We start from the raw sequence: 19,873 nt of genomic DNA, 5'->3' as shown, positions 1-19,873 counted from the left end.
ACAAACATTAATTAAAACTTAATATCAATTATCCGCTTGTGCACTACCACGATCCAATACATTAAGTTCAGTAGAATCATTTTCTTCTTGAACTGCCGGTGCAGATGCTTTTTCACTTGGTGCCGGTGCGACCGCCGTTTCATTTGCTGCCGGTGCAGATACTGTTCCACTTACAGTCGGTACAACAGATCCTTTACCACCCAAATCATTAATTATCGACTGTGCATCCAGTCCCATGGCTTTATTCAATGAAGCTATGCTTACAGTATAATCATAAAGTGCCTGATTATAGTTCATACGGGCTGTCACATAATCTGAAATCGTATCCAAAATATCACTATTAGTACCCACACCAGCCTGATAACGCACTTGAGCTATTCTATTATCTTCCGTAGCCTGAGCCACTGCCACCTGTGTAGTATGGATATTTTTCTGTGCCGCTTCCATTGATAAATAAGCCTGCCGCACATCCAAACGTATTTGATCATCCATATCAGCCTGTTCCTGCTGTGCACGTATAAGTGCTGCTTCAGCCTGCTTCACTTGTGAATGCGTTACATTACTATCAAAAAGATCCCAGCTTGCCTGCACGCCAACTGCCGATTTATCACTTTGATCATTAGTCATCATGTTATTACCAGCTATATCTTTTTGTGCAACAAGGGACACTTGTGGCAAATATCCCGCCTTTGCCGCTGATATTGCCAGCTGAGCCTGTTCAACCGCCTTACGGGTGGCTATTCCATCAGGTCGATTTGTTACAGCCTCATCCATACATTCTTGTAGTGTCTGCGTAAATTTATAATTAGTTAGATAATCATCACTAGGTTGAACATCTGTCATTAAGTCCTGACCAATAAGTTTATTAAAATCACTTATCGCTATTTGCAGATCATTTTCTGCACTCGTAAGATTTTGCTGTGCATCAGCCAAGTTTACCTGTGACCGCAGCAAATCAGATTTTGGTACCACGCCTGCGTTATATTTTGCCTCCGCCATCTGTTCATGATCACTGTATTGTTTAACTACATTTTGACGTACATCTTTTATATTCTGGCTGTTCAATATCTGATAATAACTTTGTATCACTTGGAGTTGTATACTTTGCTTGGTATTTTCCAATGTATAGTTGCTGACGTCAACTCCCAGTTTAGCGCTTTTTAAGTTATCATCCAACTGTCCACCCGCATACAATGGCAGGCTTGCCGTCACAGTGTTGCCATAGGAATGATCTATATTATTACTATTATAATAATGTCCTCCCAGTTTGTTGACTGTCCCTGTCCAAGTAAGTTTGACTCCCTGGTTTCCCTGTGCTTCACCAAGCACGGCCTTAGCTTTTTCGACATCACTTTCTTCCTGCTTTATTGTATGGTTATTGTTTAGAGCCTCCAGCACGCTTTCCTGTAACGACATTTCACGAGCAAATGCCGTATTACCAAGCGTTATTACTGTAATACCGCTTAAAACCATGGCAGTCAAGTTTTTAAATAAATTACGACTATGTTTCATCAAAACGATTTCCTCCTAAAATGTACGTCATCCTAAAACTATATTTACTAAAATTCTTTGCGTATTCCTAAATATGCAGCCCTATCCGCCTGTTTGTTGACATCATTAATCTGCCCCAATAAATAAAAATCCGGAGCCAGCCGATATTGCCCACGCAGCTTCAATCTTATATCATCAGTATCATATGCATCAAGAGAAAACTTCCAAGGCCCACTATATGCATCCAAGCCAATTCCAGCCTTATTATCGACAAGTCCTATACGTCCGGAAAAAGAATCATTTCCTGTTCCCAACTGCAAATTTGTCGCTGGATTATCCCCGCCGATATCATCACCGCCAAACAATAGAAAATCATTAGAACTATTACTGTATACTTTCAAGTCAGCATTCAGCATCATATCTGATTTTCCGCCGCTATACAAAATATCGGCACCGGCCTTAGTTTTTATTGAACTGATTTTTTCCATCATATTATCAGCTCGGTCAGAAACATTTTTAGCATTATGGATGATCTTCTGCAAGTCGTCAACTGTCTGCGGATCTGAAACTACCGGTTCCAAATTTGCTGCCATATGTTCAATCCTTGCGCTGGTGCTGGACATATTAGTTACCGTAGCACGAATGTCATTCGTTAATTGCCCGTCACCGTTCAATTGATCAACCATAGTTTCAACACTGCCCGCTGTACGCTGCATACTTGAAGTAAGCAATGTCATATTTTGTATTATATCATTTATATTGCCTTCGTTGTTAATTGATACTCTGGCCAGAACAGCTGTAGCCTCATCCATATTGGCTGTTATATTCTTTAGATTTGCAGCAGTTTTCACAAGTGAATCTTGTACTTCGGGATTGCCAAGTACTTTATTCATTGATGTAACCAAATCATTGACTTTATCTAATGTTTGAGATGCTGATGCGACCAATGATTCAATCGTATATTCTTCAGTGCCATTTACTACATCCCCGTCTGCTATATATACACCATTGTCTGTGCCATCGGAATAGATATTAACAAACTTTTCTCCCATAATGCCGTCACTGGCTATCGTCACTGTAGAAGACTTCGGTATTTTTACATCTTTTCTTATTTCCAAAGTAACTTTAGCTCCGGTTCCATCGGTTTTTACAGCTTTTACTTCTCCCACATTAACACCGGCATAACGCACCAGCGCACCGGGTTTAAGTCCATTCACGTATTTGAACAGTGCAGTCGCACTGTAATGCGGTGGTTCGCCAAAGCTGATATGTCCCAATTGAACGATGATCACTGATGCTAAGATAAGTGCCATTATAGTAAATGCGCCCACTTTAGCTTCTGTTGTCATGTTCTCACTCCCATCATGCAAATAATATATTAGCTTTTTCCACCATGGATAAATTCACTCACTCGTTTGTCAGTGGAGTTTTTTATATTATCCGGATTATCTACTGCTATTATTTGTCCTTCATAAACCATGGCAATTCTGTCCGCCATGTAATATGCACTGTTAATATCATGCGTAACGACTACTGACGTCACTTTCATCATTTCCTGTGTATATTTTATCAGTTTATCAATTTTCCCGGCCATAATCGGATCAAGACCGGATGTCGGTTCATCATAAAGAATTATTTCCGGTTCAAATGCTATTACTCTGGCTAAGCTTACCCTTTTCTTCATTCCGCCGGACAATTCATTCGGCAGATATTTACCAAAGCCTTTAAGACCCACAGTATCAAGTTTTTCTTCAACTACACGCTGTATTTCATTTTCAGATAAATTACTATGTTCCCTAAGTCCAAAAGCCACGTTATCCGCTACAGTCATTGAATCGAACAATGCTGAATATTGGAAAACCATCCCCATACTAAGCCGTACTTTATCAAGTTCATCTTCTTTTAATGTCGTGATATCCTTATTTTTTATCCATATCTGACCACTAGTAGGATATTCCAGTCCAATCATCAGTTTAAGTAAAGTGCTTTTACCTGATCCACTGGCACCTATAATGGCCATTGTTTCTCCCTTTTCTACTGACAAATTAATATGCTCTAATACCTTATGTTTTTTAAAAGACTTATTCACATCTACCAAATTTATGATCATCTGCATCACCTCACCGGTATAAAAGCATCGACAAAAAGCAATTAAAGAAAAATATAGCAATTATTGCATCCACAACCGATTTTGTTGTAGCCTTACCTACACCTTCAGCCCCGTTTGCCGCATTCATGCCATAATAGCAACCTATTGTAGCAATTATAGCGCCAAATACCACAGCTTTAATAAGCCCGCCCGTAAAGTCATGAATGATCACAAATGTATTTATTGACTGCATATACATAAAAGATGATATCCCATAATAACTTGCCACAATCCAGCCGCCAAATGAGCCAATTATGTCACCAAACACCACTAGCAAAGGAAGCATTAACATGCAGGCAATTAAACGAGGAACCACTAAATATCCCACTGGGTTAACAGCCATTACCTTCAAGGCATCTATTTGCTCCGTAACCTTCATTGTGCTTAACTCTGCCGTTATTGCAGCTCCTACTCGTCCGGCCGCTACTACACCTACCAGCACCGGTCCCAGTTCTCTTCCCACGGCAATTGTCACAACTCCGCCAACTGTCGACTGTGCACCAAATTTTAAAAATTCCGCAACAGTCTGCAAAGTCAAAACCATACCGGTAAATAATAATGTAAGTGCAACTATCGGCAATGTATCAACACCCAAATGGGCCATTTGTTCCAATACATGATTAAACCGGGGAACTCGTTTACACTGGCGCAATGTCTGTAAAAACAATATCACAAATCCGCCCCATGTTTCAAGCGCTTTTAAAACAATGGCACCGATTTTTTCCAGTATAAACATCATTTCACATCCTTATTATTATTTAACATCCTATCTAATGATTTTAACAATAATAAAAAAAATAGTAAATACTAATTTACTATTTTTTTTAGCCAATTCATTCATTTTTTAATTGCCAGGTTAATTCTAACCACATTATCAATGATATAATCGGTAGTAGCCTTAATTTCCTGCGGTGCTGCAGGTTTTTTCCCCAGCTGCCCGCTTTCTTCCAGCTGTTTTTGTACTTTCAAAGCATCTTCCACCGCTTTTTTCTGTTCTTTATCACTCATTATTGGCGGCGCAATTTGCGCGACAATAATATCATTATTTTTATCAGTCTGCAAAAAATCATTTATTTTATCAGATGCCGTCTGAGTTTTATCTTCTTCCGGACTTAGATCAACCCCTTGCATAGCCAGTGCTGCCACCGGTATCAATCCGCCGCCCCGTATTTCCAGATACATTTCGCCCGAAGCTTCATTTTTAGGTATAGTATAAGGTACAAGTATTTGTTCTTTTTGTCCACGGTACGGTTGTAATGTAACCTTTAAATTCACTATATCGCCCGGATAAGCAACAGCTCTGTCAGGAACAACACTTATTATTGAAGCTGTTTTGCGTTTTTCGTCAAAGGAAAGTTTCATGTCTATTCCTAAAATATCATATTGCTTATTGGTGTCAGCACAAATGATATTGAGCAGTTGCAATAATTCGCCAACGGAAAATTGCCCCACATCAGCATTATTATAGTACATATTGCTACGAGTAATTTTACCGGAGTCCACCGCATTCGTCCTAATGGCGAACTCAACATTGGCTGTACCCGAGCTTAAACTATCAATTGTCCTGTCAAGTGAAGCATATGCAATACTGGCGGCCAAGTTAGGCAGCAGATCTTCATCATATGCAATGTTTGCAGCATAAACATTATGCCGTTCAAGCAATTTGTCATCCACTGTGACCTTTATCGGAACCACCGACGGATATTTGCCGATAATACCACTGACACCTGAATAACGATCCTGATTTATCCGTCCGATTATCTTACCAAAAGATGACACTTTCTGCCCATTTACTAATCCGCTGGCTGTTCCAACAATATCGGCATCCGTCATAAAATAATTAACATTGCCACGATATGTGAACGGATGTCCAAAAGCCAGTATTTTATTACCGTCTACGGCTGTAATTGTTCCTATCGCCCCTACAGAAAAGTCACCGTAGGAAAGTGCTACTCCAACAGAACTTCCCGGCTGCACCGCTGTATTGCCAACAAGACTGCCGGTACTCTGTTTTGTCGTCATTAGCCCAGTTTCATATGGGTACATATTAAATGGAGCCAATTCTTTTTTTAAATAATCCAATCCCGCACCGGAAAAGCCATTAACGGCCAATGGTATACCTTCCTGTACCGTATCATCTTCCCCACCATATTTATTTTTCCAATTAGTCATATCAACAAATTCTGTTTTTACTGTTTTTACTGCCTTTTCAGCTGTATTATTTTGTTGTTCAGACTGCATTGCGGCTTTTGCTGCTTTCGTTACTTTTCTTGCGGTAACAGCCGCCATATTATTATTTGCTGCCGGCTGACCCTTTTTTAAAAGTCTGGCTAATTCCTCATTATCAGCCACCACACGCTGCGCACTACTGGGCAAATCGATTTTAACCTGATTTATCTGGCCCGTATCAGCCTTAGGATCGGGAAACTGCCAAAGCTGCAGCATATCTTCAATTGGTGTTATATAAAATACCCGCGGATTGGTATCACTGCCAATTCCTCTGGCAACTGCCCCTATCAATCTACCGTCCACATACACCGGGCTACCGCTCATACCATGAATAACACCATTAGTATCATTTATAATAGGTCCATACGCTTCTGCCATTATCTGTTTGGATGCGCCCTTGCCATTATCCTCTACTCCAATTATTTTTACATTGAAACTTTCTATTTCATTGCCTTGTACAACCGTCTTAGCCGTACCGATCATACCCGGATGCAATTGCTGGGTAGTTAAAATTTCCGGCATCGCCATAACATTAGCCGTTCCTGTCAATAAAAAGAAAGTTAATATCCCAATTAAGTATTTTAATTTTTTTTGCAATAAATTCACCTCAAAATAGCCATTTTCTGATTTTAACCAACTTCCTAATCTCACCAATATTTTATTGTACTACTATTCTTGCTACTATCTGACCTGATTTTATCATTTGTCCAGGTGATACCAGCACTTCCTTTACCACGCCATCGGCTGAAGCCCGACAAGCTGCTGTACTGCCCGTCATTGTTTCTATTCTTACCAAATCATTTCCCTCCTGCACCGTTGCCCCCGGCTGTGCCGTCCATGATACAGTCCCTGATAACGCGGATACTTCATTAGTCACTGCTTGTGCCGATGCCATATGATAAATGCCTGCCAGTGCAATAATACCTACCAACACTATTCCCAATATTTTCTTCTTCATTTTCCCAACTCCTCTGCTATATATATATCTGATTAAACATTTCTAAATTTATAATATCTTAATAATCATTATACATTAGAAGTGTTTAATAGCAAGAAGAATCTTTATAAACATAAAAATTCCTATTATCTTTTGACAACTGCCAATGCTACACCAACCGGACGTTCCATCCCATCTGAAGGAGTATTTTCAATTTCTCCGCCTAACACTATTTCAGAAGAACCGCCGCCATCAAAATTAACAGCATCTTTTGCTCCAAATTGGATCAATAACTGTGCCAACCCATTTAAAGTCAATCCATCACTTTGTGCACAGCGACCATCAACAACAACTAATAATACATGTCCGTCACTTTTTATTGCTGCCGCAGTGCGTGGTGCCTGTCCTCCTGTCACATCCGGACCAATTTGCTCTTCATCGGCATTTATACTGATTTGCCCATCCTTTACCAGCCGCGGTCCCACACCTACTATTTCCAAAGCATTATTCCATGCAGTCCCTAAATTTTCATTGATTGTCATCTCATCACCGACTTTGAGCCCGCTAAGACCATCTTTCATACTTCCATGCGCTGAAATAACTGTTTGTCCATCACGAAGTGTTGTATCATTGGTATTAATTTTGGCTATTTTATTATTAACTACAGTATATTCTATTCCATATTCATTGGTTCCCGTACTGCTGCCAAAGAAAGAATTATATTCTACAATAGTATCGGCACTACGTTCACAGTTTACTCCGCTTATCGGAAAATCACCATTCTTGGTATGAATACTCCCATCATAATTGACAGTTGCAATTATTGGTTTATTATTGTTGTCCACTCCAAAAGCAGTGCGCGGTAAATAAGTAGTAGTTGCTATTGTTCCATCTATTTTAGTTAAACCATATACATCTTTAGTGCCGCCGAAATATGATGCATTAACGGCAGCTGCAGCATTATAATAATCAGACATACTCGACACCGTATTTTTACCTAACGTGCGCCCGCCGCCCAGCACCGGAACAAAAGTAAATTTGGCAGGATCTACATTTAATATATATGCCTTCAACACACCTGACTCATTACGCCTGTTATATACCGTATAATCAAGTCCGCTTTCAACATTTTGTGTTATAGAATGTTCATAATAACGCTGTATATCGATAAAAATTCTGTCTGGATTATGCAGTACATTAACTTCATAAGGCACCACCTGATTCAAAGCTATGATTGCACGACAGCCTGACTGCGTGTTTTTAATAGTAACAGTCTGGACGACATCATCATTAATATTCATCACGCTTTGTACTTTTGCTGCATCCACACCAGAAAAATCTATTGTTATATTTTTACCGGACTGATCAACCGCTGTCTGATATACCGGTAAACTGTCAAACTGAAAAACAACACGCACTTTTTCCTGTGATATGCTGGAACGGGCAGCATTCATACTTATTGGACGATTTGCTGCCAATGCCGCTGCCTGACAAACAATAAGTAAAAAAATCACTGAACTAAATACTCTATAAAAAATTTTTTTCACTTGTCTTATAATCTCCCTCATCAACAAAATTAAAAGAGACTATTGCAAAATAATCTATCTACAGCTGAAACCAAGCACAATATCTCAACTGATAAACATATCTGCAACAGCCTCTTTAATAGCAACTACGCTTGTTTTTTATAGGCATTTGCCGCAATTGGCAAAGGTGGTTTTACATCTTGTTCTTTTATCTGTCGATAAAGCATGTCGGCCAATCCTACACCGCCAGCTTCAGCAATATTTTTTGTCATTTCCGTATCATGCATGGAGCGCAAAATATTATCAGCATTGGAATCGCCTAAAAGTGAATCCTTAGGTACAGTATCGCGCATCTGTTTATACATTAAATCAAGAAATACCGCCTCAAACTGTTTACATGCATCCTTAAGTTTAGCATCACTTTTAGCTGTATCAGAAGATTTATCCACAGCACTTTCTTTCAAAGCCTCACTCGTTTTTTTCAACTGAGCCGCTTCCTGCATTTGATTGGCCTGTTCCATTGCCGGTGATGCTGTGAGTGGATTCACTGATTCCATATTTTTCTCCTTTAACAAAAATCAAATTACTTGTAAATCCGCATGCAATGCACCCGATGTCTTCATTGCCTGCAAAATTGCGATAATATCCCTTGGTGTGGCACCGACAGCATTCAAGGCCCCTACTACATCATTCACACTGGCCGTTGCGTTAAGCACTATTGTATTGGCTTTTTGTTCATTGACCTTGGTATTAGTATTTTTAGTGACTATTGTATTCCCCATGCTATAAGGGGATGGCTGATACACATCTGTTGTTTTATCAATGCTTATGCTGAGACCACCCTGCGCAATCGCCACTTTATCAACACTTATATTTCCTCCCATCACAATAGTTCCCGTACGTTCATTAACGACAACTTTTGCCGGAGAATCTGGTACAACTGATAAGTTTTCTATATCAGATACAAATCCAACGATATTATTACGATAATAAGATGGTATCGTAACATCAACACGTCCCGGGCTGGCAGCTGATGCGATTCCGCCAAAATTAGCATTTATTGCCCCGGCAATACGTGATGCCGTTGAAAAATCAGCATTATCTAATGAAAATGATATATTGCCATTTTGCCCCAGTGTATCTTCTACCGTCTGTTCGACAATCGCGCCATTACTGGCAGTACCGACCGTAGTAATATTCTTGCTCCGCCCTGATGCAGAATAACCACCGGTGGCTATTGGCCCCTGCGCCACAGCATAAACCTGTCCATTACCGGCTTTTAACGGTGTCTGTAAAAGCACTCCGCCGGATAAGCTTTTAGCGTCGCCCATGGATGATGCTGTAAAATCAATGTTGTCACCGGCATGGGCAAATGGTGGCAATGTTGCTGTCACCATAACAGCTGCAACATTTTTTGTCTTTAAGGTTGCCGTGTCAACACTTACACCGAAACTCTTCAGCATATTGGCCACTGAGCTGAGTGTTTCCAAGGTTTTATTGGTATCTCCGCTGCCTTGCAGTCCGACTACCAATCCATATCCGACTAATTGGTTTGATCTTACTCCCTCAACTTTAGCTATATCCTTTATTCTGGCAGCAGATACATCTGCTGCCAAAGCAATGCTCCCTGCGAATGTCAATATGCAAAACACTGCCAGCAAGCTCAAAGGCCTTAATATATTACGCATTTATTCTCCTCTTATCTTTACAATTAAAAGAGTATATTAAGTATTTGTGTCAAAATACCCTGTCTTTGTTTTGCATTCAATGGGCCCTTACCATCGAATTTCAATGTGGCATCAGCCACCAAATAAGATGGTACCGTATTATCATATGTAACATCATCAGGACGCACTACGCCATTTAAAGTTATTTTATGTTCATCTTTATTCTGCCAAATTGACTGTGTTCCCTCAACTAACATATTTCCATTAGGTTTTACATCAACAACCGTAACTGTTATCTTGCCATTGACACTATTGGTATCCTTTGATGAGCCATTGGCTTTAAAACTATCTGATTGATTGGCACTGGCCTGTGCCAAAAAACTGAATATACCTGCACCGGCCCCCAATGAATTACTGCCCGATTTGCCATTGCTCATTGATTTCGTTGTATTAGTAGACGATGATTCACTGATGATAATAGTCAATGTATCACCGATATTATGCGCCTTATGATCAGCAAAAAGATTCATCGACGAGCCCGTTTGTGTTTCCGCCCACAAGGACTGTGCCTGTCCGCCAGTCTGCCAATAAACAGTTATTATGCAGACAAATAGGCTCATTATTATAATCTGCTTAAATTTCATTATATCACCCACGCTTCATAAATCACTAATCCAATTGGACTTCAACCGTATTTTCATCGACTACTTTTCCGTTTACAATAGTTCCTGTCACCGTATTTTTCACTTGAATAAAATCATCCTTACCACCGTCGGCCATCGCAAGCCCATCCGTTTGAACGTTTAAACCATTTTTATTAGCAACTATATGAACCAGTGCTCCTCGTTTTATCAAAATAGGTTTTGTTAAAAAACTTTCGCGTAATAAATCACCCGGCTTAAGCGGATATCGGGACATTCTTCCAACAGCTTTATTCAAATCAAATACATAATCCGTTACCACGGGTCCGACTTCTTTTTTTTCTATACGAACATCTTGTTCAGTCAGCGGGGTATTAGCTCGTACAGCTCTTGCAGCGACTGCGACTTCATCCATTACGTGCAGCTGAAACCGGCATAACACCCGTGCTGTCGTTTGCCCTTTTACATTTAAATCCACATATACAACAGTAGGCACTGTATATTTTATTCCATAAGGAATTTGCGCATCAAAAGTAAGCTGTCCCGGTGGCACTACCGTATCTGACGGAGGTGTCAGCACATCAAATGTCCAACTACGCTGCTCCCCGTTTTGTTCCATCGTTTCTTTTATTTTGGACTGAGCTGTTGCAACGATCTGATCCGACGACACGGTCTGAGACGCCCGTGTTATTGTCACAGCATCAGGTACTGACCATGTTATATCACTGCTGTCTATACCTGATGACTGTATTCTTAATCTCAATACATATGCCGACAAGGTTCTTACACTGCCCGGTTTATTCATAATACCCAATTTCATATTTATCAACTGCTGCCGCCGTTGCTCATCAGCGCAGCTAATGTCAGCAATCGATCCCAGGAGGATATCTTCCCCCCATACCAATCCTGTATCGTGAATAACTACCCAGGCTGGTGCGGCCGCATATGATAATGAAATCATCAAGGAGAAAAAAACTGCCGCCAATATTACAACTTTTTTCATCATCTCAAACGATCCTATCAGCGTTTCAATCCATTTGCTATTTCCAGCATAGAGTCACATGTTGTTATAGCCTTGGCATTTGATTCATAAGCTCGCTGAGCGACAATCATGTTAACCATTTCATCAGCTACCTGTACGTTGGACATTTCAAGATAACCCTGCGTTATAGTTCCCGCTCCATCTTCACCCGGATTATTTTCAATTGGATCACCTGATGCACTTGTCTGATAAAAAATATTTTTCCCCTGAGCTGATAATCCTGCCGGATTAACAAATCTCACTATTGTAATTTGACCAACTTCTTCCGGAGTATTTTCTCCCGCCGGTGTAGCTGATACAGTCCCATCACTTCCAATAGTTATCGAGTCAGACGGTGCATTTTCAGGAATAGTTATTTCTGGCTCCAGGGGATAACCATCCGATGTAACCATGCGCCGTGTTTCATCTAGTTTAAACGAACCGTCACGTGTATACCCAATGGTCCCATCCGGCATCGTAACCTGAAAAAAGCCGTCACCATCGATTACCATATCAGTAGGATTGCCTGTTGATTGGTAATTTCCCTGTGTAAAAATTCTGTTAGTGGCAGATAAACGAGCTCCATGGCCAGCCTGCATTGCCGCCGGATAAGTTGTGCCCGGGCCGCTGGTGGAACCTGGTTGACGCAATGTCTGATATATAAGATCCTGAAATTCAGCACGTTGTTTTTTATACCCTGTAGTATTAACATTGGCTAAATTATTAGAAATAACATCCATGTTTTGCTGCTGTGTGGTCATACCGGTAGCAGCAGTCCAAAGTGCCCTCATCATAGTTATAAGACTCCTTTCAATTACATCATTTCATTATTCTCAGCCATATTCTATGAAACCCGTCCTACATCATTGACTGCCTTATCCAAAAGAGAATCCTGTGTGGTCAATGCCTTGGAATCAGCCTCATACGTACGGTAATTATTAATTAGTTCAACCATTTCCTTGGCTACATTGACATTGGATCTTTCAAGGAAGCCTTGTTGTATTGAAGCATTTGCAGCCTGTGGTCTGGCACCATTCTGCGGATAATATAGATTATTTCCTTCTTTGATTAGTGCCCTGCGATCAGCAAAATTAACTACCTGAATTTGTCCGACATCCTGCCCGCCTGCATTCACCGTTCCATCACTGCCGATATTTATATCTGCCGTATCCGGGGGCAAGTTTATCGCACTGCCATTTGTTCCCAATACCGCCTGATTATTAGCCGTAACCAGCTGTCCTGCTGCAGACCGGTAAAAATTACCATCACGTGTATAGCGTACTCCCTGAGGTGTATTAACAGCAAAATAACCGTCGCCAGTCAATGCCAAATCTAATTTATTACCAGTATTTTCAAGAGCGCCTTGATCACGTATCACCGCAATTTCCGCAATTTTTGCACCACGACCTAACGAACCGATCACCGGTGCACCGCTGCCATTATCAGCTGCTACTGTTCCTTTCAGCAAGTAATTCCTGGCTGTATCAATATTTTGCAGATCACTGATATTTCCCTGTCCTGTTTCATCATCATTGATCCGTCGCAATAGTACCGACTCAAACTCTTCACTTACGGCCTCATCCTTTTTATAGCCGGTGGTGTTTACATTAGCCAAATTATTGGCTATCGTATCAGTCCGTATCTGTTCAGTCATCATTCCTGCAGCAGCCGTGTACAATCCCCGCAGCATTTTATCACTCCCAAATCATACCTTACAATTACCAATATACAAATAACAATATATATCATATTCGCTAAAAATAAGTACTATCCTTTAACAAATTTATTAAATATCACGATCATGCTCTTTTCCTAATTTGTCTATACATTCTAAAGCCTTTCCAGTACCAAGGGCAACACAGGAAAGTGGATTTTCTGCCAGATACGTTGGAATTGCCGTTTCTTTTTGTATAAGCTTGTCAAGTCCGTACAGCATTGAACCACCGCCTGTCATCACAATACCATGATCTATTATATCAGAAGCAAGTTCCGGCGGGGTATTTTCCAAAGTCTTTTTCACACATTGCACTATTGATGAAACAGAATCCTTTAACGCTTCGGCAATTTCGTCAGAGGTCAATTTAATCACCTTTGGCAGGCCGCTTAATAAATCTCTGCCGCGGTACTCCATTTCGACACTGCGTTCTCCCTTTACTGCTGCACCTACTTCTATTTTTATATTTTCCGCCGTACGTTCACCGATCATCACATTATGATTAACTTTAATAGACTTAATTATTGCTTCATCAAACTTATCTCCGGCCACTCGCAACGACTCGCTGACAACTACACCGCCGAGACTTATAACAGCGACATCAGTTGTTCCACCGCCAATATCAACTACCATTGAACCCTGCGGTTCTGAAACATCTATACCGACTCCCAATGCTGCCGCCATCGGTTCTTCTATAAGATAAGCGGTTGATGCACCTGCTTGTCTTGCAGCCTGTCTTACCGCTCTTTTTTCAACAGTGGTAACTTTAGATGGTACACATATCATAATACGCGGTTTAGAAAAAAAACTGTGTCCGACAACTTTTTCAATAAAATATTGGATCATCTTTTCCGTTATATCATAATCAGCAATCACGCCATCACGCAACGGCCTTATCGCCACAATGTTCCCTGGAGTACGGCCAATCATTTTTCTTGCTGCCGAGCCTATCTCAAGGATTCTGTCACTGTCCCTGTCAACGGCAACTACAGATGGTTCACGTAAGACTATTCCCTTTCCCTTTACATATATCAAAACATTGGCAGTCCCCAAATCAATGCCAATATCTCTAACCATGCTAAACATCAAAATTCCTCCCAAAACTAAAAGTGCTACATGTTTATTACTATATAATATTATAGTGACATTATCAATATATATTCAGCATCTTTCGAATAAAGCATTGATTAAAATGTAAGTTTTTTCTCTCATCTATCATTATTTATAAATTTTTATAAATCATTTTTCTGCTGCGCAAAATATTCCCGGTCAAGTATTCCCAATATCACTAAATTTTCATATACTCCGTCAGTGAGAATTGTTTCTCTAATAAAGCCTTCCCTGACAAGTCCTTCTGATTCATACACATGCAAAGCCCTGGCATTATAATCTTTACAATCTAACCAAGCCCGGTGGAATTTCAAATCATCAAAAGCCCATGATTTAAGCATTTGCAATGTTTCATGCCCATAGCCTTTTCCTTTTTCGTCAAGTATAATCCGAGTAAATTCAATTTCCTTAGACGTATTATCCAACCCTGCTATCATTAAAAAACCAACTTTTTGTTTGGTATCAATAGTTTCAATGATAAGATGTATCGCATCTTTTGTATTAAGAGTCCGCATATGTACTTCTCTGGTATAGGGAATTACATATTTGGCATTATCCGGCTTATATTCCACTTCCATTATATAATCCATATCAGCTTTTTGTGCCTGCCGAAACTGTAACCTTTTTCCTGTTTTTATTATTTTTCCATTATCTGTCATCTATCTTCAACTCCACATCAGCATATTATATTTTTGATTATAACACATAGTCTCATATACAGTTAATTTAAAATCGATATTTTATTTAAAACCTAACTGTCATTTTCACAAAGCAATGATAATCAATTGACAAATACCAGTAAGTTTTTCTTTACAGCTGTAAAGAAAAATATATAATATAAACTATCTTTTAGTTATTAATTTTATTTTCCTAATACCGAAAAGTGTTCCAAATAATTAACTATTTAAGGAGCTATGCATATGCCACGAAAAAACATAATATCATTGTTATTAATCTTTCTAGCCATATTACTGCCATTTCCCATAAGTGTTTCTGCCCAAAAAACACCTCTGCCCCAAATTGCTCCTGCACAAACAATTTTAAAAATTGATCACCCAGATAAAAACCAACTTCCTGGTAAATTCCGCACAGTCAAATATCCTTTTATTACTGATATTGACCCCAAATATAAACAACAATTAGATGCAGCCTATCAACCCAGCCGAGTTGGGCTTGACACCCTTAATGCATCTGGTAGTGCACAACCTTCTTATAACGAATTTCAGCAACTTGCTTCCTATTTAAAGCAGCAGACCAAAAATCCTATTTACATAATCGATCTGCGTCAGGAAAGTCATGGCATAATAAACGGTGATGCAGTCAGCTGGTACGGAAAGCATAATTGGGCTAACATTGGAAAAACAAGACAAACAATACTCAAAGAAGAACATTCTGCTCTTAAAAACACTTTGTATAAAACTATAACCGTTGCAAAAATAAATAAATATGATCAAATACGTTCCAGCAAAAATGAATTTGTCCGACAAGCTCTGACAGAAAAAGAAATGGTTCAAGCAGTTGGTTTTCATTACTTTCGTATTACAGCAACTGATCACCGCTGGCCGGCAGCAGAGAATATCGATAGATTTATAAACTTTTACAAAACTTTGCCATCCGATGTCTGGCTGCATTTTCATTGTCAGGCAGGACAAGGCAGAACGACTATTTTTATGGCAATGTTTGATATGATGCGTAATCCTGATATTCCGTTAAAAGATATTTTATATCGCCAATACTTGATTGGTGGTAATTACTCAGCTTATACGATAAATACAACCGATTCTTCTAAACAATGGAAAGCAAAATATTACAACGAAAAAGCAGCAATGATAAAAATATTTTATCAATATGTGCAGGCAAACCACACCAATAATTTTAAAACTATTTGGTCAGTCTGGCTGAAGAACCATTCAACAGTATAACCCGCTAAATAAAAAAACAGTTTAGCTGAATTTGAACTAATAAAATTCAGCTAAACTGTTTTTTTATTTACATGTTACGTACACTGTCCATTGTCACATCAGAAAAATCAGCTGGTTTTTCATAAGCCATGATCTTATGAAAACCTATGCCTAATTGGCCGCGATAAGCTGCGATCACCAGGTTACTGTCATTCCCGTCATATTTAGCAATAAAAATATTTTCATTTTCAGCACCGATCAAACGGAATTTTCCTGTCGGTGATATCACCCGCCAGCCACCGCTCGTACCATTCAACATATACACCGTTCCTGACTTAAGATTATCATATAAAAAAATATCCTTATCGGGAAACACAGCAATCTTGCCGATATTTTCAGCCTGAACATAGATACGGCGAGTATCATAATTGGCATCAGTACGGTAAATACGATAACGATCTTCCCCCACTTTTAACTTCATATATATCACATTTGTCGCTGTAGAATATGCCGCATCAACTATTTTACTGTTATCCGGAACATCCTTAAGCTGTGCAGCTGTTTTATGATCAGGCATCAATGGATTATATTGCCTTATATATACACCATATTTTCTTGTGGCAGGATCTTGTCCATATGTAGCTAAAATAGCGAGATTTCTATCGGGCAGCCACTCAAAAAAAGATACTTTTGCTCCGGCCAGGTCAACCTGTTCCGCTTTTTTATTTTTGTCATTTGAATCATAAACTGTTATCTTATCATCCTCTACTTTAGCCGCATAACGTTTATCATAAGAATAAAAAACCTTCCCGTCATTATTTTCGGCTAAGTTAAGTGTTTGCTGTTTGCCATCTCCAATATGAAAGCTTTCTGTTGGCGCCAGCACTATTCTATCTATATAATAATAAACGCCGCACTGCACAATAACCACTAAAGCAAATGCGTAAATAAATCTACGTATATTCATATACCTCTCCTATTTTATGATAAATGCTGTAGGAATCATTCGTTCGCCCAATAAATCCGCTGGTTTATTAACAACTTCTCCATTCAAATACAACGTTGAACTCGAGCCGCCATCCAGATTTGCCGCCGTATATGCACCCTGTTCATATAAAATATCCTGAACATCGCGCAAAGTTGCTCCTAACGAATATCCCGGCTGACGGCCATCAATGACTAAAAATAATACGGTACCATCGCGGCGCTGTCCGATGGCAGTACGTGGTCCGACTCCCCAGCCGCCATCCCCGTTGTTAATTGTCTTCTCACCATTAACAATAAGTGGCGGGCCAAAAGAAATTCCCTCCTGTACTCCTAATTCTTCCAATGTCTTTTTGCTGTACTTACCAACAAGCAGATTTCCTTCTTTATTAAAACCTACAAATTCATTTATCTCTGTTGGCAATGAGGTTTCTCCTAGTAAAAATTTCCCCTGATGAATTATAAAACCATACGGTTTACGACCTGTCCCTGTGCCATTATCATCATAAAATCCTCCGGCATTAATTGCTGCCAAAGCATCATTAGCAATTGCAATATTACTGGTTGTTTCTCCTTTTTCTCCCAAATTTTCAGCAGTTGCAACCTGTACTCGTTTCGGATTAGATATTTCCAGCAAAAATCCCTTATAACGTGCTGCCTCTATCGTTTGCAAATTAAGCGATGAATCGGTTCGGGCGTTAAGTTTAAATAGTTTTTGCTCTGGTGCCGCACTATCTTCTCCTACGATTTTGGCAAGTTCCTCCTGGCTAAAGAGCCACGTAATATATTGAGGATGTTTACTTTTCAACACTGCCCCAACTACCGTACGCTTCAAGTTTTCAAATGGTCCAAATAATATTATTAATGGTGCCGTAAGTATAAATAGTATTAACACTGTAGCTAAAAATTTTGCACCATTTTTTAAAATGCGCTTTTTCATTGGTCTCCCCAAAATGTTTATTATCATGGTATTATGCCATGTCATCTATTATAGTGTCATGACCTCCAGTAAACTGGAGGCTTGTTCTAGCCCTGGAAGGGCATATTACTAACATAAGCCCCTCAAGGGGCGTCCGAAAGGTCTAACCAACGTTTTTCTTTTTCGAGCGACCCCTAAAGGGGTTTTTTTTTGCCTTTTACTTCTTGCTACCCGTAAACGGGTCTACAAATTCCCTTAAACTTATCTGATCTGTTATTTGATCTTGTTGTAACTGATTTCTAATGTAATTCTCTATCTGCTTCTTATTTCTTCCTACTGTATCTACAAAATATCCTCTTGACCAAAAGGTTCTGCTTCCATACTTATATTTTAAATTTGCGTGCCTATCAAATATCATCAAACTGCTTTTCCCCTTTAAATATCCCATAAAACTTGAAACACTATACTTTGGGGGAATACTCAACAATAAATGTATATGATCTGGACAAGCTTCTGCTTCTATAATTTCAACACCTTTATCCTCACACAGTTTTCTTAATATCCATCCTATATCTTTTTTCAATTCTCCATAAATTTCCATTCGACGATATTTTGGTGAAAATACTATATGATATTGACATCTCCACTTTGTATGTTCTAAACTTTGTATATCTTTATCTTTCATGATAAAGTCCTCCCTGTTATTTTTATGCGGTTGGCTAGACCTGCATTTATTATAACAGGGACTTTTTTTCGACTAAAGTCAAAACCTTCGATTCCGCCGGCTGAGCCGGTGGATTATTTTGAACAGTTATTAAAAACAACTACTAATAAAGCCAATAAATTTAACTTTTACTTAAAATCGCCATAATTTAATATTTTTATAAATTAGATTATCATTCTTATCCTACACTTATTAATCAACAAATATCCCATAACCATAACTCTGTAATACTTTTACATTACAAACACCGCCCAAAATAATATTAAGCGGTGTTTATAATCAATTTGCATATCGTAATATTGAATACACTTATATCAATAGTAAGCGCGATATATAAAGATAGACCTTATGCCCATCACTATAACAATTACTGTTCCCAACAGCAGCATGCCAATTGACGGTGCCGCCAGGAAAAATAATGACTCCTTCACAATATGAACGTTTCCTATTACAGGTGCACGCAGTGCCACTAAAAACCAAGATAAAGAATAACCTAATCCACCCAAGCCTAAAATAAAAGTCACGATCTGTCTGCAACGTTCTCCCGCATTTAAATTAGCCATTATCACCGACATTACCAATGCTGCAGTTCCTATTGCAGCAGCATGCATATGAGCCCGTTGCAGCATTTTCCATGAACTGTTTATAATATCTGTTATTTTCTGAGGATCATTTTGATATACATTCACTAATCCGGGTTGTGCCAATGTCATCCAGTAGTCTTTTATCTGTGATTCAGCACCTCCCATAGCTGCACCTATAATAAAACCAAATAATATAGTAATAACCGACAAGAGAATTCCCCATCTAACGGTATTAAGATTCTCACTCATTTATCCATTTCTCCCTAATTATAGTAA

The 19,873-nt window shown here is 39.2% G+C and carries 20 protein-coding genes; 1 reads left to right on the top strand and 19 read right to left on the bottom strand.

Annotated features, from left to right (window positions below; genetic code table 11):
* Positions 1-24 precede the first annotated feature (24 nt).
* From F8M42_RS02140 to F8M42_RS02070, 15 genes are all read right to left on the bottom strand, one after another.
* Positions 25-1,512, bottom strand: coding sequence for a TolC family protein (locus F8M42_RS02140; RefSeq protein WP_229711518.1), 1,488 nt, complete (start codon positions 1,510-1,512; stop codon positions 25-27).
* Positions 1,513-1,559: 47 nt separating this feature from the next.
* Positions 1,560-2,840: an MlaD family protein gene (locus tag F8M42_RS02135; protein ID WP_182187766.1), complete on the bottom strand. Its 1,281-nt coding sequence runs from the start codon at positions 2,838-2,840 to the stop codon at positions 1,560-1,562.
* A gap of 29 nt (positions 2,841-2,869) precedes the next feature.
* Positions 2,870-3,598 (bottom strand): ABC transporter ATP-binding protein, encoded by a 729-nt coding sequence (locus F8M42_RS02130; protein WP_407672866.1) that lies wholly within the window; start codon positions 3,596-3,598, stop codon positions 2,870-2,872.
* A gap of 13 nt (positions 3,599-3,611) precedes the next feature.
* The gene (locus tag F8M42_RS02125; RefSeq protein WP_182187764.1) at positions 3,612-4,379 is read right to left on the bottom strand and encodes an MlaE family ABC transporter permease; all 768 of its coding nucleotides are present in this window, start codon (positions 4,377-4,379) and stop codon (positions 3,612-3,614) included.
* Positions 4,380-4,477: 98 nt separating this feature from the next.
* The gene (locus F8M42_RS02120; protein ID WP_182187763.1) at positions 4,478-6,466 is read right to left on the bottom strand and encodes a SpoIVB peptidase S55 domain-containing protein; all 1,989 of its coding nucleotides are present in this window, start codon (positions 6,464-6,466) and stop codon (positions 4,478-4,480) included.
* A 61-nt stretch (positions 6,467-6,527) separates the two neighbouring features.
* Positions 6,528-6,827 carry a biotin/lipoyl-containing protein gene (locus F8M42_RS02115; RefSeq protein WP_182187762.1) on the bottom strand — a complete coding sequence of 100 codons (300 nt, stop codon included), beginning with the start codon at positions 6,825-6,827 and terminating at the stop codon, positions 6,528-6,530.
* A gap of 125 nt (positions 6,828-6,952) precedes the next feature.
* Entirely contained in the window at positions 6,953-8,353 is a 1,401-nt protein-coding gene (locus tag F8M42_RS02110; protein ID WP_182187761.1) for a phosphodiester glycosidase family protein, read from the bottom strand.
* 125 nt (positions 8,354-8,478) lie between these two features.
* Positions 8,479-8,889 (bottom strand): rod-binding protein, encoded by a 411-nt coding sequence (locus F8M42_RS02105; RefSeq protein WP_182187760.1) that lies wholly within the window; start codon positions 8,887-8,889, stop codon positions 8,479-8,481.
* A 21-nt stretch (positions 8,890-8,910) separates the two neighbouring features.
* Positions 8,911-10,020 carry a flagellar basal body P-ring protein FlgI gene (locus F8M42_RS02100; RefSeq protein ID WP_182187759.1) on the bottom strand — a complete coding sequence of 370 codons (1,110 nt, stop codon included), beginning with the start codon at positions 10,018-10,020 and terminating at the stop codon, positions 8,911-8,913.
* A 23-nt stretch (positions 10,021-10,043) separates the two neighbouring features.
* Positions 10,044-10,619: a flagellar basal body L-ring protein FlgH gene (locus F8M42_RS02095; RefSeq protein ID WP_229711517.1), complete on the bottom strand. Its 576-nt coding sequence runs from the start codon at positions 10,617-10,619 to the stop codon at positions 10,044-10,046.
* A gap of 49 nt (positions 10,620-10,668) precedes the next feature.
* Entirely contained in the window at positions 10,669-11,646 is a 978-nt protein-coding gene (flgA, locus tag F8M42_RS02090) for a flagellar basal body P-ring formation chaperone FlgA (RefSeq protein WP_182187757.1), read from the bottom strand.
* A gap of 14 nt (positions 11,647-11,660) precedes the next feature.
* A complete protein-coding gene (gene flgG, locus F8M42_RS02085) occupies positions 11,661-12,455 on the bottom strand; it encodes a flagellar basal-body rod protein FlgG (RefSeq protein ID WP_182187756.1) in 795 nt (264 codons plus the stop codon).
* A 50-nt stretch (positions 12,456-12,505) separates the two neighbouring features.
* Positions 12,506-13,351: a flagellar basal-body rod protein FlgF gene (gene flgF, locus F8M42_RS02080; RefSeq protein ID WP_182187755.1), complete on the bottom strand. Its 846-nt coding sequence runs from the start codon at positions 13,349-13,351 to the stop codon at positions 12,506-12,508.
* 96 nt (positions 13,352-13,447) lie between these two features.
* The gene (mreB, locus tag F8M42_RS02075) at positions 13,448-14,461 is read right to left on the bottom strand and encodes a rod shape-determining protein (protein WP_182187754.1); all 1,014 of its coding nucleotides are present in this window, start codon (positions 14,459-14,461) and stop codon (positions 13,448-13,450) included.
* A 146-nt stretch (positions 14,462-14,607) separates the two neighbouring features.
* Positions 14,608-15,144 carry a GNAT family N-acetyltransferase gene (locus F8M42_RS02070; protein WP_182187753.1) on the bottom strand — a complete coding sequence of 179 codons (537 nt, stop codon included), beginning with the start codon at positions 15,142-15,144 and terminating at the stop codon, positions 14,608-14,610.
* Between the two features lie 261 nt (positions 15,145-15,405).
* Between F8M42_RS02070 and F8M42_RS02065 the strand changes: the two genes are divergently transcribed.
* Positions 15,406-16,407, top strand: coding sequence for a phosphatase domain-containing putative toxin (locus F8M42_RS02065; RefSeq protein WP_182187752.1), 1,002 nt, complete (start codon positions 15,406-15,408; stop codon positions 16,405-16,407).
* Positions 16,408-16,474: 67 nt separating this feature from the next.
* Here the strand turns inward: F8M42_RS02065 and F8M42_RS02060 are convergent, their stop codons facing one another.
* From F8M42_RS02060 to F8M42_RS02045, 4 genes are all read right to left on the bottom strand, one after another.
* On the bottom strand, positions 16,475-17,353 hold the full coding sequence (locus F8M42_RS02060) for a hypothetical protein (protein ID WP_182187751.1): 879 nt from the start codon (positions 17,351-17,353) through the stop codon (positions 16,475-16,477).
* 9 nt (positions 17,354-17,362) lie between these two features.
* Positions 17,363-18,310 carry a phosphodiester glycosidase family protein gene (locus F8M42_RS02055; protein ID WP_182187750.1) on the bottom strand — a complete coding sequence of 316 codons (948 nt, stop codon included), beginning with the start codon at positions 18,308-18,310 and terminating at the stop codon, positions 17,363-17,365.
* 196 nt (positions 18,311-18,506) lie between these two features.
* Positions 18,507-18,974 (bottom strand): IS200/IS605 family transposase, encoded by a 468-nt coding sequence (gene tnpA / locus F8M42_RS02050; RefSeq protein ID WP_182186775.1) that lies wholly within the window; start codon positions 18,972-18,974, stop codon positions 18,507-18,509.
* Between the two features lie 353 nt (positions 18,975-19,327).
* The gene (locus tag F8M42_RS02045) at positions 19,328-19,846 is read right to left on the bottom strand and encodes a hypothetical protein (protein ID WP_182187749.1); all 519 of its coding nucleotides are present in this window, start codon (positions 19,844-19,846) and stop codon (positions 19,328-19,330) included.
* Between the last annotated feature and the right edge of the window lie 27 nt (positions 19,847-19,873).

It is taken from the genome of Pectinatus frisingensis (genome assembly GCF_014076555.1).
Classification (GTDB): Bacteria; Bacillota; Negativicutes; order Selenomonadales; family Selenomonadaceae; genus Pectinatus; species Pectinatus frisingensis.
The sequence above is the reverse complement of the archived record's forward strand: the minus strand, read 5'-3'. Positions and strand labels throughout refer to the sequence as shown.

Excerpts from the sequence above, each read along its gene's own strand:
- F8M42_RS02140 (WP_229711518.1), bottom strand. The coding sequence starts at position 1,512 with ATGAAACATAGTCGTAATTTATTTAAAAACTTGACTGCCATGGTTTTA.
- F8M42_RS02135 (WP_182187766.1), bottom strand. The coding sequence starts at position 2,840 with ATGACAACAGAAGCTAAAGTGGGCGCATTTACTATAATGGCACTTATC.
- F8M42_RS02125 (WP_182187764.1), bottom strand. The coding sequence starts at position 4,379 with ATGATGTTTATACTGGAAAAAATCGGTGCCATTGTTTTAAAAGCGCTT.
- F8M42_RS02115 (WP_182187762.1), bottom strand. The coding sequence starts at position 6,827 with ATGAAGAAGAAAATATTGGGAATAGTGTTGGTAGGTATTATTGCACTG.
- F8M42_RS02105 (WP_182187760.1), bottom strand. The coding sequence starts at position 8,889 with ATGGAATCAGTGAATCCACTCACAGCATCACCGGCAATGGAACAGGCC.
- F8M42_RS02100 (WP_182187759.1), bottom strand. The coding sequence starts at position 10,020 with ATGCGTAATATATTAAGGCCTTTGAGCTTGCTGGCAGTGTTTTGCATA.
- F8M42_RS02095 (WP_229711517.1), bottom strand. The coding sequence starts at position 10,619 with ATGAGCCTATTTGTCTGCATAATAACTGTTTATTGGCAGACTGGCGGA.
- flgA (WP_182187757.1), bottom strand. The coding sequence starts at position 11,646 with ATGATGAAAAAAGTTGTAATATTGGCGGCAGTTTTTTTCTCCTTGATG.
- flgG (WP_182187756.1), bottom strand. The coding sequence starts at position 12,455 with ATGATGAGGGCACTTTGGACTGCTGCTACCGGTATGACCACACAGCAG.
- flgF (WP_182187755.1), bottom strand. The coding sequence starts at position 13,351 with ATGCTGCGGGGATTGTACACGGCTGCTGCAGGAATGATGACTGAACAG.
- mreB (WP_182187754.1), bottom strand. The coding sequence starts at position 14,461 with ATGTTTAGCATGGTTAGAGATATTGGCATTGATTTGGGGACTGCCAAT.
- F8M42_RS02070 (WP_182187753.1), bottom strand. The coding sequence starts at position 15,144 with ATGACAGATAATGGAAAAATAATAAAAACAGGAAAAAGGTTACAGTTT.
- F8M42_RS02065 (WP_182187752.1), top strand. The coding sequence starts at position 15,406 with ATGCCACGAAAAAACATAATATCATTGTTATTAATCTTTCTAGCCATA.
- F8M42_RS02060 (WP_182187751.1), bottom strand. The coding sequence starts at position 17,353 with ATGAATATACGTAGATTTATTTACGCATTTGCTTTAGTGGTTATTGTG.
- F8M42_RS02055 (WP_182187750.1), bottom strand. The coding sequence starts at position 18,310 with ATGAAAAAGCGCATTTTAAAAAATGGTGCAAAATTTTTAGCTACAGTG.
- tnpA (WP_182186775.1), bottom strand. The coding sequence starts at position 18,974 with ATGAAAGATAAAGATATACAAAGTTTAGAACATACAAAGTGGAGATGT.
- F8M42_RS02045 (WP_182187749.1), bottom strand. The coding sequence starts at position 19,846 with ATGAGTGAGAATCTTAATACCGTTAGATGGGGAATTCTCTTGTCGGTT.